Annotated in this window: 17 protein-coding genes; 13 read left to right on the top strand and 4 right to left on the bottom strand. The window is 63.5% G+C overall.

The annotated features are described in order from the left end of the window. Positions 1 to 55: 55 nt before the first annotated feature. The 3 genes from M3A49_RS00185 to M3A49_RS00175 all read left to right on the top strand — a co-directional run bounded on the left by M3A49_RS00185 (position 56) and on the right by M3A49_RS00175 (position 1,964). Positions 56 to 973: a LysR family transcriptional regulator gene (locus tag M3A49_RS00185; RefSeq protein ID WP_266227014.1), complete on the top strand. Its 918-nt coding sequence runs from the start codon at positions 56 to 58 to the stop codon at positions 971 to 973. A gap of 183 nt (positions 974 to 1,156) precedes the next feature. Then, complete coding sequence (locus tag M3A49_RS00180) at positions 1,157 to 1,378, top strand: hypothetical protein (RefSeq protein ID WP_266227013.1); 222 nt, start codon at positions 1,157 to 1,159, stop codon at positions 1,376 to 1,378. A 25-nt stretch (positions 1,379 to 1,403) separates the two neighbouring features. Continuing rightward, positions 1,404 to 1,964, top strand: coding sequence for a class I adenylate-forming enzyme family protein (locus tag M3A49_RS00175; protein ID WP_266227012.1), 561 nt, complete (start codon positions 1,404 to 1,406; stop codon positions 1,962 to 1,964). Positions 1,965 to 2,003: 39 nt separating this feature from the next. Here the strand turns inward: M3A49_RS00175 and M3A49_RS00170 are convergent, their stop codons facing one another. Continuing rightward, on the bottom strand, positions 2,004 to 2,903 hold the full coding sequence (locus M3A49_RS00170; RefSeq protein WP_254344105.1) for a LysR family transcriptional regulator: 900 nt from the start codon (positions 2,901 to 2,903) through the stop codon (positions 2,004 to 2,006). Between the two features lie 282 nt (positions 2,904 to 3,185). Between M3A49_RS00170 and M3A49_RS00165 the strand changes: the two genes are divergently transcribed. The 9 genes from M3A49_RS00165 to M3A49_RS00125 all read left to right on the top strand — a co-directional run bounded on the left by M3A49_RS00165 (position 3,186) and on the right by M3A49_RS00125 (position 12,615). Then, a complete protein-coding gene (locus tag M3A49_RS00165; protein ID WP_266227011.1) occupies positions 3,186 to 4,508 on the top strand; it encodes an MFS transporter in 1,323 nt (440 codons plus the stop codon). A gap of 192 nt (positions 4,509 to 4,700) precedes the next feature. Further along, positions 4,701 to 5,873: an L-rhamnonate dehydratase gene (locus M3A49_RS00160; protein WP_254355292.1), complete on the top strand. Its 1,173-nt coding sequence runs from the start codon at positions 4,701 to 4,703 to the stop codon at positions 5,871 to 5,873. Between the two features lie 8 nt (positions 5,874 to 5,881). Beyond that, positions 5,882 to 6,811, top strand: a complete 930-nt coding sequence (locus tag M3A49_RS00155) for a dihydrodipicolinate synthase family protein (protein ID WP_266227010.1) — start codon at positions 5,882 to 5,884, stop codon at positions 6,809 to 6,811. Positions 6,812 to 6,920: 109 nt separating this feature from the next. After that, positions 6,921 to 7,139: a hypothetical protein gene (locus M3A49_RS00150; RefSeq protein ID WP_254344091.1), complete on the top strand. Its 219-nt coding sequence runs from the start codon at positions 6,921 to 6,923 to the stop codon at positions 7,137 to 7,139. A 382-nt stretch (positions 7,140 to 7,521) separates the two neighbouring features. Continuing rightward, positions 7,522 to 8,382: a MurR/RpiR family transcriptional regulator gene (locus M3A49_RS00145; protein ID WP_266227009.1), complete on the top strand. Its 861-nt coding sequence runs from the start codon at positions 7,522 to 7,524 to the stop codon at positions 8,380 to 8,382. Between the two features lie 203 nt (positions 8,383 to 8,585). Beyond that, a complete protein-coding gene (locus tag M3A49_RS00140) occupies positions 8,586 to 9,650 on the top strand; it encodes a C45 family autoproteolytic acyltransferase/hydolase (RefSeq protein WP_266227008.1) in 1,065 nt (354 codons plus the stop codon). Between the two features lie 28 nt (positions 9,651 to 9,678). Then, a complete protein-coding gene (locus M3A49_RS00135) occupies positions 9,679 to 11,025 on the top strand; it encodes an aspartate aminotransferase family protein (protein WP_266227007.1) in 1,347 nt (448 codons plus the stop codon). 113 nt (positions 11,026 to 11,138) lie between these two features. After that, positions 11,139 to 11,705: a carboxymuconolactone decarboxylase family protein gene (locus M3A49_RS00130; protein WP_266227006.1), complete on the top strand. Its 567-nt coding sequence runs from the start codon at positions 11,139 to 11,141 to the stop codon at positions 11,703 to 11,705. 622 nt (positions 11,706 to 12,327) lie between these two features. Beyond that, positions 12,328 to 12,615 (top strand): YodC family protein, encoded by a 288-nt coding sequence (locus M3A49_RS00125; RefSeq protein ID WP_266227005.1) that lies wholly within the window; start codon positions 12,328 to 12,330, stop codon positions 12,613 to 12,615. A 107-nt stretch (positions 12,616 to 12,722) separates the two neighbouring features. Here the strand turns inward: M3A49_RS00125 and M3A49_RS00120 are convergent, their stop codons facing one another. Together M3A49_RS00120 and M3A49_RS00115 are read right to left on the bottom strand one after the other, a co-directional pair. After that, positions 12,723 to 13,355, bottom strand: coding sequence for a LysE family translocator (locus M3A49_RS00120; protein WP_266227004.1), 633 nt, complete (start codon positions 13,353 to 13,355; stop codon positions 12,723 to 12,725). A gap of 201 nt (positions 13,356 to 13,556) precedes the next feature. Then, on the bottom strand, positions 13,557 to 13,877 hold the full coding sequence (locus tag M3A49_RS00115) for a superinfection immunity protein (protein ID WP_254357923.1): 321 nt from the start codon (positions 13,875 to 13,877) through the stop codon (positions 13,557 to 13,559). 171 nt (positions 13,878 to 14,048) lie between these two features. Between M3A49_RS00115 and M3A49_RS00110 the strand changes: the two genes are divergently transcribed. Beyond that, positions 14,049 to 15,509: a M20 family metallopeptidase gene (locus tag M3A49_RS00110; RefSeq protein WP_266227003.1), complete on the top strand. Its 1,461-nt coding sequence runs from the start codon at positions 14,049 to 14,051 to the stop codon at positions 15,507 to 15,509. Between the two features lie 15 nt (positions 15,510 to 15,524). Here the strand turns inward: M3A49_RS00110 and M3A49_RS00105 are convergent, their stop codons facing one another. Then, positions 15,525 to 16,010 (bottom strand): Cd(II)/Pb(II)-responsive transcriptional regulator, encoded by a 486-nt coding sequence (locus tag M3A49_RS00105; protein ID WP_254357925.1) that lies wholly within the window; start codon positions 16,008 to 16,010, stop codon positions 15,525 to 15,527. Between the last annotated feature and the right edge of the window lie 37 nt (positions 16,011 to 16,047).

Below are 16,047 nucleotides of genomic sequence, written 5' to 3'. Positions count from 1 at the left end.
TAGTGGGTATTCTTTTGTTTCCGCTTCAAGCAATCGTTGAAGATCGTCGACCCATATGGAAACGTTGGCAAACCTCGAATCCTTCGTACGGGCGGCGGAAGGCGGCAGCTTTTCAGAGGCGGGGCGCAGGCTGGGGCTGACCGCCGCGGCGGTCAGCCGAAACGTGGCGATGCTCGAACGCAACCTGGGCGTACGGTTGTTTCAACGCTCGACCCGCAAACTCACGCTCACGGAAGCCGGCGAGCGGTTCCTGGTTTCGATCGACGGTAATCTCGATGCGCTCCAGGCCGCCATTGCCGAGGCCGCAGCCCACAACAGCGAGCCGTCAGGCGTCTTGAAAGTCAGCTTGAGTCCAACGTTTGGCGTCACGCATATCCTGCCTTTGCTGCCGCCTTTCCTTGCAAGGTACCCGCGAATCAAGCCGGAATGGCACTTCGAGAACCGGCCCGTGGACCTGATCGCCGAGAACTACGACGCCGCCATCGGCGGTGCCTTCAATCTCGCCCCCGGTCTCGTATCACGCGCGCTGGCCCCGGTGCATATCGTCGCCGTGGCCTCGCCGGCCTATATGTCCGGCCGGTCGCTGCCGGCCGATCCTTCGGGACTCGCTGCATACAACGGCATCGCCATGCGCTCGCCGCAAACGGGGCGAATTCGCCGCTGGATGTTCCGGAATGCCAACGGTATTGAGGTGCCGGGAACGTTCACGGAAACCATCGTCGTGAATGATCCCGCGGCGATGCGCGAGGCCGCGCGTCTTGGCCTGGGCATGTCGTTGATCGCGTTGGTCGATGTGCTGCCCGACCTGGAGCGCGGAGATCTGATTCGGCTGCTGCCGGACTGGTACGCGGACGCCGGCACAATTTCGCTTTACTACGCATCGCGAACGCTCATTTCGGCCAAGACACGTGTTTTTGTCGATTTCGTCGTTAGCGCCTTCGAGAGCAAGCGATTGGACCACTTCAAACCGTAGCGGAATAGCGCCCGGGGCAATACCTGATTGCCGTGAGTCATGTCGCGAACGCAAACATCCGCAACCGTTCATTCGCCGCTCGACGGTCGAAGCTCCAACCCAGCCATGTAAGCCATTCGTCGAGCTCAACGTGTAGTTCGGTCACTTCTATCCAGCGATCGATTCTCTTCGTGAATGAGCCTTATGAAAGACCTGCTGATTATCATTCCCGCAGGCAGCCAATACTCTACATCCGTTATTCATCAGCAGACGGAAGTTTCCAGCTTGCGTTTGGATCCACGCCAGCTGACGATCTCCGATCCTGCAGGGCAGTGGCTGGCGTTAATGGCTGGTTTAATTTTTACCTTGAGTCGACCCGATGCGATCAGGAATCCAAATGATTTCCATAATTTTGACGCGTCATAGCGTGAAACGCTGAAGCATCTATGGAATGCCAGAAAAAGACTCGACTAGCTTCAACATAATACGGTGCCGTGCGGTCGATATGAACCGGGTCCGCCTCGTCGACCCAGAAGGCAACACCGTCAAACGCGGCGAAGCGGGCGAGCTGTTGCTGCGCGGTCCGAACATGTTCGTCGGCTACTGGCATGGGCCCGGACACATCGACGACGCACGCAAGGATGGCTGGTGGGCCACGGGCGATGTGCTGAGACAGGACGAGGCCGGCGATTTCTGGTACGTCGCCAGAAAGAAAAACCTGATCGTCCGTGGCGAGTCGAATATCTCGCCAGTCGAAGTTGAGGACGCGCTGCTTGTCCATCGCGGCGTGCGCGAGGCAGCGATAGTCGGTGTGCCGGATGCCGTCCTCGGTCAGCGCGTAATCGGTTTTGTTGAACTGACCGAAGCCGCGACGCAGGTCGAGGAAGTATTGCTCGACCTGTCCACCCGGGTTGCGAGCGATGACAAGTTGCCGCGCAATTCGTTAGGCAAAGTGGACCGGGGCAGGCTGAAATCAATCGGCGAGCATCTGGACAGTCGGCACGCTACGTAAAGCTCGTTTTTGCCATGTCAGCCGGGTGACTATCGACTGCTACTGCACACCCTCTGCCACCACGGCGCGCAATACATCGATCAGCAACGACGTCGACGCGCTCGGCGGCCTTCCCACGCGAGTGACGATGCCGTAGGGGCCGAGCTTGCGCGGTAGCGGCACTGGAAGGATATGCAGCAAGCCCATGCGGGCATGAAAATCCGCCACTGCCATCGGCACGACGGCGATCAGGTCGCTCCCGGGCAGCAGTGACGTCGTCATCAAAATTGCCGCCGTCTCGATCGTGCTCTGCGGCGGCGTAACGCCTGCGTCCGCGAAGGAGCGGTCGATCAACGCCCGCATCGGGCTCGGCCGGGGCTGCAGGATCCAGGGATAAGTCGCCAGTTCGGCAAAGCTCGGGGCGCTCTGGTCGATCAGCGGGTGATCGCATCCCACGACCACGGCAAGCCGCTCGTCGCCCAGTTGCTCGAAAGCCAGATGGCTGGAATCCCAACCCTCGGGCACGCGACCCAGCACCAGATCCAGTTGATCCCGCTCGAGTAGCGGCACGAGCATGTCGCTGGTGTCGACCTGGACCGTCATGTTCAGCCGCGGATGATCGCGCTTGAGCCGCCGGATCACCTCCGCCATCAGCACCGGCGTGGGCGCCATGACCGCGCCCACGCGCACCTTGCCTACCTTGCCCGTTTCGAGCGACGCCAGCTCGTCGCGAAGATTCGCCATGTCCGAGAAAACCAGCGTGGCGTAGCGCGTGACGGCCGTGCCGAAGCGCGTGGGCCGCAGGCCGCGTAGATGCCGGTCGAACAGCGTGACGCCCAGCAGCGCTTCCATGTCCTGCAGCATTTTTGTCACTGCCGGCTGCGTGAGCGAGAGCGCGTCCGCCGCCTGACGCAACGAACCACGCTCCTCGATCGCGAGCAGCAGACGCAGGTGCTGCATCTTCAGGCGGCTCTGGAGGCTCGTGACTGGCGGAATCGTGGAAGGGTTGAGGCTCACGGGGCTGACGCAGAGGAAAGAGACACGGCCGGACAGCCGGATGGCGTCCCGCGGCAGGGTATATCAATAATTTTTATCACGACATAGAAAAACGTCAATGGATTTTATCGCCTCCCCCTCATATATTTTCCCCCAAGCAGGCCCCTGCGCCTGTTTCGAGCCAAAACGTAGACGTCGCCACCGGGCACGAGCCCGCGCCGCGACGCGTATCCGGAGACAGTCCACATGCTTTTGAGCCCCGTCGCCAGCCCTGCGTGCAATGCCGCCATCCGCAAGTGCCTTTTGCGCTTGCTGCCGTTCCTCGTGCTGATGTACGTGATTGCCTTTATTGATCGCGCCAACGTGGGCTTCGCCAAGGCGACACTGCAGACCGATACGGGGTTGTCAAACGCCGCATTCGCGTTTGGAGCCGGCATCTTTTTCATCAGCTACGCGATCTTCGAGGTGCCGAGCAATCTGGCGCTGCACCGCTTCGGCGCGCGACTGTGGATGTCCCGCATCATGGTGACGTGGGGCATCGTTTCGGCGGGCATGGCCTTCGCGCACGACGCTACCACCTTCTACGCGCTGCGCGTGCTGCTCGGCGCCGCCGAGGCCGGCTTCTTCCCCGGCGTGATCCTTTACCTCACTTACTGGTTTCCGAAGCACGTTCGGTCGCAGGCCATGGGGGTCTTCTACTTCGGCTTGCCGCTTGCGCTGGTGCTGGGAGGCCCGCTGTCCGGCTTTTTGCTTCAGTTGCAGGCGCCGTTCGGTCTGAAGCCGTGGCAGTGGATGTTCGTGGTGGAAGGGTTGCTGGCTTCGATCGTGGGCGTGATCGCGTTCTTCTATCTGAACGACGGTCCCGACAAGGCAGACTGGCTTGCGGACGACGAGCGCCGTGCACTAACCGACGCGTTGTCGCAGGAGGACGCGGCCAAGCTAAGCCACGGCCCGGCGACGCTGCGCGACATGTTCCGCAGCCCTCGGCTCGCCGCGTTTTGCCTCGTATATTTCACCGTGCAGATGAGCGTGTACGGCGTCGTGTTCTATCTGCCCACGCGTATTGCCGAACTCTCTGGCGGCAAGGTTGACCTCGCCGTGGGGCTGCTCACCACCATTCCCTGGCTTTGCGCACTCGGCGTGACCTGGTGGGTCACGCGTCTTGCCGACCGCACTGGCACGCACCGCAGGCTGGCCGCGCTCATGCTGGTCTGCGCCGGTTGCGGTATTGCGGCTTCGGCGCTCTCGTCGAGCCTCGTGCCCGTCATCGTCGCCTTCTGTTTCGCAGCGAGCGGTTTCGTTTCCGTGCAGCCGCTGTACTGGACTTTGCCTACCAACTACCTGGGCGGCGTGGCCGCGGCGGGCGGCATCGCGCTCATCAACTCCCTCGGCAATGTCGGCGGCTTCGTCGCACCGAACCTCAAGACCTGGACCGAGCAGGCGTTCGCCGACCCGCGCGCTGGCATGTTGAGCCTCGCGTGCGTCGCCTTCGCGGGCGCCGTGATGCTGATGTTGATGCGTCGCGCGTCGCACACGGCGCAGCCGCAGGTGCGATCGGCGACCACCTGAAAGAAGGGCGCGCCCTGGCAGGTGCGCGCCGACGACGAGGCCACCTGGCAGGCCCTGCAGATTGCATGCCGCATGGATGCGGCGCGGCGCAACTAGCCGCCAGGCACCGGCGGCGCATCACGTAACAGTCGCCGTAGCTGTCAATGACGACGACGATCCCATTTCTCAACCTAAGTACTCCTGAGAACGCTTATGAAGATCAAATCAGTACGTGCCCGCCTCTTTCAATGGAAGGGCAAGACCGTGCCGCCGCGAGGCAACTTTTGCTCCAACGCCATGGACCTGCTATATGCGCCGCAGGAGACCATGAGCACGTTCCGCTTTCATTCGTGGACCGTGGTCGAAATCGAAACCGATGACGGCATCGTCGGTCTCGGCAACGTGGCGCTCGCCCCGGCCATCGCCAAGGCGATCATCGATCAGTACCTTGCGCCGCTCGTGATCGGCCAGGATCCGTGGGACTACGAGTACCTGTGGCAGCGCATGTATCGCAGCACCCACGCATGGGGCCGCAAGGGCGTGGGCATGGCCGCCATCTCGGCGGTCGATCTCGCCATCTGGGACATTCTCGGCAAGTCGGTGGGTAAGCCTGTCTTCAAGCTGCTGGGCGGACGCACCAAGGAAAAGATTCCCTGCTACTACAGCAAGCTCTATCGCACCGACCTCAAGGAAATGCAGAACGAGGCGCAGAAGTATCTCGATCAGGGCTTTGCCGCCTTCAAGATACGCTTCGGCTACGGGCCGGCTCACCTGCAACACGGTGTGAAGGAAAACCTCAAGTCGGTCGAGGCGATCCGCGAGGTGATCGGCTACGACAACGACCTGATGCTCGAATGCTACATGGGCTGGAATCTCGAGTACGCGAAGCGCATGTTGCCGAAGCTCGAGAAGTTCGAACCGCGCTGGCTCGAAGAGCCGGTCATCGCCGACGATATCAACGGCTATGCAGAACTGAATGCGGCGTCGAGCATTCCCATTTCGGGCGGCGAGCACGAATTTACGCTCTACGGCTTCAAGCAACTGCTCGAACAGCGTGCAGTGAGTGTCGTCCAGTACGACACGAATCGCGTGGGCGGCATCACTGCTGCGCACAAGATCAATGCGCTGTGCGAGTCGTATTCGGTTCCCGTGGTGCCGCACGCGGGCCAGATGCACAACTACCACCTAACGATGAGCTCGGTCGCTTCGCCGATGAGCGAATACTTCCCCATGTTCGACGTCGAGGTTGGCAACGAGCTGTTCTATTACATCTTCGACGGCGAGCCCGTTGCCGACAACGGCTTCCTGCAACTGCGCGACGACGTGCCGGGCCTCGGCCTCACGCTCAAGACTGAATTCCTCGACCAGTTCGAGATCATCGAGTAAGGGTGGGTATGCCAGGCTTTTCGAACCCCCGCTATCGCGGCATTTTCCCGGTCGTCCCGACCACGTTCCACGAGGACGGCACGCTCGATCTCGCAAGCCAGAAGCGTTGCGTCGACTTCATGATCGACTCGGGTGTGGACGGGCTGTGCATTCTCGCGAACTTCTCCGAGCAGTTTCTGATCTCGGACGAAGAGCGCGAGGTGCTCACGCGTACGGTGCTCGAGCACGTCACCGGCCGGGTGCCGGTAGTTGTCACCACCACGCACACAAGCACGATGGTGTGTATCGAACGCAGTCGCCGCGCGCAGGCAATGGGCGCGTCGTTGCTCATGGTGATGCCGCCGTACCACGGCGCGACGTTCCGCTTTCCCGAAGCGCAGATTCAAGCATTCTTCGAACGGATTTCCGACTCGGTTGGCATTCCCATCATGATTCAGGACGCCCCGGCGGCCGGCACACCGCTTTCCACGCCGTTCCTTGCACGTATGGCGAAGGAGATCGAGCACGTCGCGTACTTCAAGATCGAAACCGTTGGTGCCGCGTCGAGGTTGCGGGAATTGATCCGTCTTGGCGGCGAAGCGATCGAAGGGCCGTGGGACGGTGAAGAAGGTATCACGCTGCTGCCGGACCTTGACGCGGGCGCCACCGGCTCGATGACGGGTGGCGGTTTCGCCGACGGCATTCGCCCGGTTATCGAGGCATATCGCAAAGGCGATCAAGACGCCGCGTTCGCGCAGTACCAGCGCTGGCTGCCGCTCATCAACTACGAGAACCGGCAGGCCGGCTTCCTTACGGCGAAGGCGCTGATGAAAGAGGGCGGTGTGATCGCGTGTGAGGCGCCGCGGCATCCGTGGCCTGCGCTGCATCCCGAGGTTCGTCGCGGCCTCATCGACACGGCGCGGCGCCTCGATCCGCTCGTGCTGCGTTGGGGGAAATGAAGCCGTGAGCCAGTTCAGGAATCTGATTAATGGAGAATGGCTTGCCAGCGAGGCGGCAGCCCGCAACGTCAACCCGAGCGACCTTTCGAATGTCATCGGCGAATAGCCGATGTCGCCGCCCGCCACTTCGAGTCTGCCCGAGTTCGATCCGAGCGCGCGAATGCGTCAGCGCTCAGTGGCGCGATGGGCGCTCACCAAAGCGTGGTATATCCGATTTCGGTTCGACTTCCGGCGGCTGGCCAGCCGCCTGACGCTGCGCGGAAGCTTCACGATCGAAGCGCTGGCTATCCATCGTGGTTCGACGCTCCTTAACGAGCGCTCGGCGTAGTTTCGACTTAAACATGGGCTAGTTCCTTGTGACCGGCTTAGGCGATCTCAAGGTACAGGGAGAAACCACTGGCGCGCAACACTTTCAATGCAAAGCGCCAGCGCTCGCGCAACGCAATCCAGATGCAGGCCGACATTCGCCTGCGAAACTTGCAACGAATATGGCTAAGTGACTGTTCTTAGGGGTGGCGTTTGCGTCCAGCGTTTGGAAGGTCACCTGGGCGGGTGCTGGTAATTTTTACAGTGCGGCGAAAGCGCGCTTGGCGTGGGACGCGCGTTGCCTGCAAACCCTTCGTTTGCCAATCACGAATCATCTGTCCCGACTTGCAACATCCGGCAACACCGGTGGTAACATTTGTTGTCACCCACTGCCCGAGCGACGCATGCCAGACAGTTTCGACCAGCTCGCCGCGTTGATCCGCGCGCGCTTCTCCGACTTGAGCCCGCAGTTCCAGACCGGCGCTGCCTTCCTGCTCGACCATCCCGACGAAGTGGCCGTCTCGTCCATGCGCAAAGTGGCGGAGCGCGCCCGCGTGCAACCGGCTTCGCTCGTGCGGCTTTCCCAGCAACTGGGTTTTCCAGGCTGGAACGAGCTGCGGGACCTGTTCGTCGCGCGTGTGCGCACGCGGCCGGAGCCGCTTTCCTCGCGGGCTCGCTCGCTCGTGGCGGGCAATGCGAAGGGCGGCCTTGCGCGCGACCTGCTCGTGGCGCAACAGCACAATCTGGAGGCGAGCGCCGCGCACAACACACGTTCGATGGTCGAGGCGGCGCGCGTATTGCGCCGCGCGAAGCATGTGCACGTGGCGGGCTTTCGCTCGTGTTATGCGGTGGCGTTCGGGCTCGTCTACGGCTACCGGCTGTTCCGGCCTTCGGTTTCCTTGCTGGGCGGTGAGGCGGGGACGCTGGAGATGCAGTTGCTCGGCATCGAGCGCGACAGCGCAACGATTGTTGTCAGCTTCGCACCGTATTCGGTCGAGGCGGTGCGCGTGGCCGAGGCCGCGCTCGCCAAAGGCAGCCGCCTGATCGCGATTACCGACAGCGCCGTCTCGCCCATCGCACTGAACGCCGACAAGGCGCTGATCTTCACGCACGAAAGTCCGTCGTTTTTCCCTTCGCTCGTCGCCGCGACGGCCTTGGCCGAGTCGCTCGTCGCCCATCTGCTGGCGCTCGAGGGCTCGGGCGCGATCGCGCAGCTCGAACAGGCCGAGCGTTCCCTGAACGCACGCGGCGCTTACATGCCCTGAGCGCCGCCCCGGCATTTCCGTGCCATTTCCCGCTTGTTTTTCCGCAGCCGGATGCCGTTGTGAGACGGAATCCGGTTTTGCATCATCCGTACCCATCTCATTTGTTGTAGTCGGTATTAAAATTGACAACAGATGTTGTTGAGGCGTATAAAGCGGACTATAGGAAGAGGTAGACCCATACCGGTAGCGAAGCGAGAAAACAGATGCAGGAACTCATGACTATCCGTGTAGCCGGCTCGCCCGAGGCGATCGGCCGGCAGCTAGGCACACACGTGAAGCCGATCTTTGCCGACTACATGGCGCAAAGCAGCGCCTGGCAGGCGGTGAGCCGCTGGCGCGGCAGTGCGTTCGCGCAGCAGTTGCGCGCCGCAGCCGTGCAGCATTTCCCGTCCTATGTCGCGGAAATCGACGCCATGGCGCAGGCGCTCAACTGGTCCGCGGACGACCTGTTCCTCTGGAATTGCCGCGGCGAACTGATCCACAACGCGCCGGACGGCTGCACGACGCTCGCGGTGCGCACGCCTGGCGCAGGCCTCATTGCGCACAACGAAGACGGCGCCCCCTGGCTGCATGGCCGCTGCAGCGTGGTCGAGGTCGAACCCGAAGGAAGGCCCGGTTTCGTGAGCTTCTACTATCCGGGCTCGCTGCCGGGGCATACCTTCGCGGCCACGCGCGCGGGACTTGCGCAAGCGATCAACAACGTGCGCATCCGCGAGCCGCGCGTGGGCGTGCCGCGCATGATTCTCGCGCGCGCCGTGCTCGATTGCGCGACGCTGGGAGAAGCCCTCGCGCTGCTGCGCGACACGCCGCGCGCGAGCGGCTTCCACCACACGATTGGCGGGACCGACGAGGCGGGCGAGGTGCGTGTGGTTAGCGTCGAAGCGACCGCGCAGCGCGCTTCGGCGCGCGAAGTGAGCGCGCCCTCGGGCCACGCGAATCACCTCATCCACACGGGCTGCGAGCGTGAGGCGCAGATCGTCACCGATTCGTCGCGCGATCGCCAGACCCGTCTCGCCGAACTGTTGCCCGCGCTTGGCGCGCAGCCCGACGGCGCGGCCTTCGTGCAGGTGCTGCAGGATCGCGCGGGCGCAGGCCTGCCGATCTTCCGCGACGACCCGCACGACCCCGACGACGAGAACACGCTCGCCACCGCCTGCATGCGCGTCGAGCCGCGCGGCGTGGCGTTCGACGTCTGGCAGGGCGTCGAGCGCGTGCTCGGCTGCTTTATCGATTCGAACGCGCGCCATGTGGCCGGCGCGACCCGCTAATCATTCACAGACTTCATCGAGGACACATATGACCAAGGTGTTTCACCGGATGCCGAAGCAAACCTTGCCCGTCGCGGTGGCAGGCGAAGGCATCGAAATCATCGATTCCACCGGCAAGCGCTACGTCGACGCAAGCGGCGGCGCCGCTGTCTCATGCCTCGGCCACAGCAACCAGCGCGTAATCGAGGCGATCAAGCGTCAGGCGCAACAACTGCCGTACGCGCATACCTCGTTCTTCACGACCGAGGCCTCGGAGCAACTGGCCGATCACCTCATCGCCGCCGCGCCCAAGGGGCTCGACCATGTGTACTTCGTGTCGGGCGGTTCGGAGGCGATCGAAGCCGCGCTCAAACTCGCGCGCCAGTACTTCGTGGAGAAGGGCGAACTTACGCGCCGCCACTTCATCGCGCGCCGCCAGAGCTATCACGGCAACACGCTCGGCGCGCTCGCGATCGGCGGCAACGCGTGGCGCCGCGAGCCGTTCCTGCCGATCCTGATCGAATCGCATCACGTGAGCGCGTGCTACGCGTACCGCGAGCGCAGCGAGGGCGAAACCGACGAGGCCTACGCGCAGCGCCTTGCCGACGAACTCGAGCAGAAAATCCTCGAACTCGGCCCGCAGACGGTCGCGGCTTTCGTCGCCGAGACCGTGGTGGGCGCAACGGCCGGCGCGGTGCCGCCCGTGCGCGAGTACTTCCGCAAGATTCGCGCGGTGTGCGACCGCTACGGCGTGCTGCTGATCCTCGACGAGATCATGTCGGGCATGGGCCGTACCGGGTATCTGTTCGCCTGCGAGGAGGACGGCGTTGCGCCGGACCTGCTGACGATTGCGAAGGGCCTGGGCGCGGGCTACCAGCCGATCGGCGCGACGCTCGTGAGCCAGCGCATCTACGAGACGATCGTGGGCGGCAGCGGCTACTTCCAGCACGGCCACACTTATATCGGCCACGCCACGGCCTGCGCGGCTGCGCTCGAAGTGCAGCGCGTGATCGCTGAAGAGAAGCTGCTCGACAACGTGCTCGCCCGCGGCGAACAACTGCGCGCGCGTCTGCGCGAGCGGTATGCGCACCATCCGTATGTGGGCGACGTGCGCGGCCGCGGTCTGTTCGTGGGCGTCGAGCTGGTGAAGGACCGCGCCACGAAGGCGACCTTCGACCCGGCGCTCAAGCTGCACGCGACGGTCAAGCGCGAGGCGTTCGCGCGCGGCCTGATGGTCTATCCGATGGGCGGCACCGTGGACGGGCGCAACGGCGATCATGTGCTGCTCGCGCCGCCTTTCATTTGCACGGAGCAGAACATCGACACGATCGTCGAGCGGCTTGCCGCCGCAGTCGACGGCGCGCTCGACGCAACGGGCGTGGCGCGCCCGGCGTAAGCTTCGCCGTACAGATTGAAGTGCAACTAACTGTCCGCCGCTAGCGGCGGCCGAAATCGCGGCGACCGCAAGCAGTCGCCGCGACCGGCCATGACCTCCAATGGAGACCATCGATGACGCAAAATCCGACCTCGCGGCTTCCCGCATTCGACGCTGCCCAGGCTTCGCCTGAACAGAAGGCGGTGCTGGACGAGATCCTTTCCGGTCCGCGCGGCAACCTCAACGGCCCGTTCCTCGGCTGGATCCACAGCCCGGAACTGGCGCAGCATGCGCAGCGCCTTGGCGCGTTTTGCCGCTACCAGACGGGCCTGTCGCTGCGCCTGTCCGAACTGGCGATCCTCGTCACGGCCGCGCGCTGGCAGGCGCAGGCCGAGTGGTACATCCACTATCCCATCGCGCTGAAGGCAGGCGTGCCCGAGGCGCTGGCCGAGCAGATCCGCACGGGCGCCACGCCCCAGTTTGACGAGCCCGACGACGCGCTGATCTACGCATTCACGACCGAGCTGTACGACTCGAAGCGTGTTTCCGATGCGACCTACGCGCGTGCCGTCGAGCGCTTTGGCCACGAAACCACGATCAACCTGGTCGGGTTGCTTGGCTACTACGCGTTCGTCGCAATGACGCTCAACGTCTTCGGCATGCGCGCCGAAGGCCAGACGACCTTGCCGTTTGCCGAATAAGCGCGGCCTGATCGCGCCCTGCACACGCGCCGCCCCATCCGGTTTTGCCGGATGGGGTTTTTTTTGCACCGCACTGCAATTCCAATTAAGTGACAGCCGTATTTCAACCGCATAAATTTAGAGGCCATCCGGTAAAACATGAGGATTTGCCCGCACACGAACAGTTCACGTACGGCGCGAGCGAATTAATCGAACGGACGGTTTATTGGTGCGGAAAACGTTTCCACTCGCTCTGGCTGGGCTTGCGGTTTCCGGATCAAATCGTTAATGCAGTCGCCGTGTGCCATGTTTATTGCCGCTGCATTGCGGTATTTTCTGGCGGCGGATTCGAAATAATATGACTGTTTCGTGGAGAAACCTTGCTCGGTAGCTTTTGCCAGCCATGTACGGCTTTCCGCGTAAATTGTGCGGGACGGGATTAAACGGCGCTTTCGCCGTGCGTCGAATAACAGGGTTTTCAGCAGGTTTAATGGAAAGCACTTGCACGCGTTAATTCGAGTTGTTAGTCTTGCCAAACTTATTAATGACCGCCCCATTCTCATTATCGAAATGGGCGGTAGGGAGCCGGGGGTGCTAACCCGCCCGGGTTTTTCTCTGTGCGACTTTTTTAACGGGGAACATCATGCTTGATACGACCATCGACGTAGCCGAAAAGCCGCTCGCTTCCATGGCCGGAATTGGCGCCGTTGTCACCCTGAAATCGGGTGGTCCGCGCATGACCGTCATGTATGCCGGCCCGGTTGGCTTTGCCAGCGGTCACTGGCTGATCTGCCAGTGGTTCGACGAACACGGCGAACTGCGCCAGGACATGTTCGCTCAGGACATGGTGCAGATCGAACCGCGCTCGATTCCCGCGGCATTCGTCAAGATGCGCAGCCCGGCTGGCGGAAGGGCCATCGGCGGGTTCTGAAGTAGAGCCAGACAGACCTGCGCACGTGCGCACGCGTCGCAGGCGTGCCAGACAAGGACGAAGACGGACGAATTAGCGGCCGGGCCAGATGCGCCCGGCCGTTTGCTTTAGCGCTGGCCTTCGGCGGCGATACGCACGGCGAGTCCTGCCAGCACCGTACCCATGAGCCAGCGCTGAAGCTTGAGCCAGCCCGGCCGGTCGCCGAGAAACGTTGCAATCGTGCCCGCCGTCATCGCAATGGCGGCATTCACGCTGATCGATAGCGCGATCTGCACGCTGCCGAGCACGACGGACTGCGCGAGCACGCTGCCGTGATGCGGGTCGATGAACTGCGGCAAGAGCGACAAATAGAGAATGGCGATTTTCGGATTCAGCAGGTTCGTGACGAACCCCATCAGAAAGAGCTTGCGCGGGCGGTCGGCGGGCAGCTCGCGCACCTGGAACGGCGAGCGGCCGCCGGGCTTCAGCGCTTGCCATGCGAGCCAGAACAGGTAGAGCGCGCCGCCCAGGCGCAGCGCGTCGTAGGCGAACGGCACGGCCATGAGCAACGCGGTAATGCCGAAGGCGGCGCACAGCATGTAGAACAGGAAGCCGAGCGCGACCCCGCCCAGGGAAATCAGACCCGCCTTGCGGCCCTGGCAGATCGAGCGCGAGATCAGATAGATCATGTTGGGTCCGGGCGTGAGCGCCATGCCGAGTGCAACGGCGGCAAAGGCGAGCAGCGGGGCGGCGTGTGGCATGACGAGGCTCCGTGTTGAGGGTTGCTGTTAGGTGTGAGGGTGACCTGGGCGGTGGGCGCAGGCCTGTACGCATGCGCCTCATACTGCGCGATCAAAACGGCGCGGCCACCGCAGCTTGATTCCCGGCGATTATTTCATGCGAGGGCCGCGCGTGCGCGCCATGGCCTGCAACGTTGGCCAAACGGATAAGCCGCGACGGCCTCAATGCGGGGAGCGCTTGCTCTCCGCGGAGCGGGTTTCGCGCGCCTGGACCCGATCGTCGAGCCGGCGCGAGAAGAGCTGCATGCCCAGCCGGCGGTTGCGGACCCTGGTCTGGCCGCCGAGATCCTTCGGCGGATTCGGTTGCAGCGCCCAGAAGAACGCCAGCAGCCAGCCGAGCAGCGTCCAGCCGAGCACGGCATTGAAGAGGGCGATGACCAGCAGGTCGTGACGCTGGCGCCTGTCGGCGATCAGCGCTGGGAGAAAGTAGAGCGCGACCACCGCTGCGAGAACGACGATCTCGAAGACGGAACGGCTCACCATATTTCCATTCTCCAGAAAAAAGGGCGGATATGCCCGATCCATCATTGTCGCGCGGATTGACCCAGAGCGCACGCCATGCCCTGGCCGAACGGCCAGCAACGGGCGTGAGGGGTGTCGGCGGGCGGGGGTTCGGGTCTATCATCGGGTTTTTCATCGCTGGGAACCCACACCATGATCTCCGACCCGTCCGAGGCCACCCGCCAACTCGACCATGACGAATTGCGCGCCTTCGTCGAACGTAAATGGCATGACGAGATCGTGCCTGCGTTGACCGACTACATCGCGGTGCCCGCCAAGAGTCCGGCATTCGACCCGCAGTGGGCGCAGCACGGCTATCTCGAGCGCGTCGTGCAGGACGCCGCGAAGTGGGCAGAGCAGCAGCCGGTGCGCGGCCTGAAGCTGGAGATCGTGCGCCTGCCCAATCGCACGCCGGTGATTTTCTTCGAGGCGCCCGCCACGCGCTCGGGTAGCAGCGAGACGGTCGTGCTCTACGGCCACCTCGACAAGCAGCCTGAATTCGCTGGCTGGCGCAACGACCTCGGCCCCTGGACTCCGAAGCTCGAAGACGGCCGCCTTTACGGTCGCGGCGGCGCTGACGACGGCTACGCGATCTACGCGAGCGTCACGGCGCTCGCCGCGCTCGACGCGCAAGGCATTGAACGTCCGCGCTGCGTGGGTCTCATCGAAACCTGCGAGGAGTCGGGCAGCTATGACCTGCTGCCCTATGTCGATGCGCTGCGCGAGCGGCTCGGCGACGTCGGTCTCGTCGTTTGCCTCGACTCGGGTGCGGGCAATTACGACCAGCTGTGGCTGACCACGTCGCTGCGCGGGCTCGTGGCGGGCGACCTCGAAGTCGAAGTGCTCGAGGAGGGCATTCACTCGGGCTCTTACGGAGGCATTGCGCCGTCCAGCTTCCGCGTGATGCGGCAGCTCTTCGAGCGTCTCGAAGACGCCGCGAGCGGCACGCTGCTGCCCAAGGGTTTCCATTGCGCGATTCCCTCGCAGCGCCTGAGCGAAGCCGAGGCCACGGCGAAGATCCTTGGCGAAAACGTCTGGAAGAGCCTGCCTTGGGCATGTGGCCAGGACGGCCGGCGCGTGCTGCCCACCACCACGGATCCGCAGCAGGCGCTGCTCGATTCCACGTGGCGGCCCTCGCTTTCGGTCACGGGCGCGGCGGGCCTGCCCGCACTCGCCGACGCCGGCAACGTGCTGCGGCCGCGCACGGCGTTCAAGCTCTCGCTGCGCTTGCCGCCGCTAGTCGAGGCTTCGAAGGCCGTAGCCGAACTGAAGGCGCTGCTCGAACTCGATCCGCCGTATAACGCGAAGGTCACCTTCAAGCCGGACGCCGGCGCGGCCAACGGGTGGAGCGCGCCGGAACTCGCGCCGTGGCTCACCGAAGCGCTCAACGCCGCCTCGCGCACGCATTTCGGCGCGGACTGCGCTTATCTCGGCCAGGGCGGCACGATCCCGCTGATGAACGTGCTGCAGGCAGGGTTTCCCAAGTCGCAATTCATGGTGTGCGGCGTGCTCGGTCCGAAGTCCAACGCGCACGGCCCGAACGAGTTCCTGCATGTTCCCTACGCGAAGAGGCTCACGGCCACGGTGGCCGAAGTGATCGCCGCCGCGCCTTGAGTTGCCTTTGAGTGACTAGTGGCGGTGAGGGGCGGGCGCGCCGTCTGCAGGCGGCGCGTCCTGTGCGGCGTGCCCGTCGCCATGGCATGAGCAGCTTTCGTCGTCGATGGGCTGTTCGAGGCTCTTCATGATCCCGCACTCCGCGCTGCTGCTCTGATGGGCATGGCAGCTCTCGCGCAGCGTGCGTAATTGCTGCTCGAGTACGCGCATCGCTTCGATCTGCTGATGAATGCGCTCGATCTGGCTGTCGATCAGATCGTTGACTTCGTCGCAGGGCTGGCTCGGGTCGGCCTGGAAGCGGCGCAGCATGCGGATGTCGGTGAGCCCGATGCCCAGCGACCGGCAATGGCGGATAAAGTTGAGCTGCGCGGCGTGCACGGCCGTGTAGCTGCGGTAACCGTTGGTTTCGCGCGCGGGCTCGTCCAGCAGGCCTTCGCGCTCGTAAAAGCGCACCGTTTCGACATCGCAGTGCGCGCAGCGCGCCAGTTCACCGATTCGCATAGTCGCGGCTCTCCCAAATGACTTGACCCTGTAGTGG

This window comes from Paraburkholderia sp. CNPSo 3076 (assembly GCF_026343935.1).
GTDB lineage: Bacteria > Pseudomonadota > Gammaproteobacteria > Burkholderiales > Burkholderiaceae > Paraburkholderia > Paraburkholderia nodosa.
The sequence above is the reverse complement of the archived record's forward strand: the minus strand, read 5'-3'. Positions and strand labels throughout refer to the sequence as shown.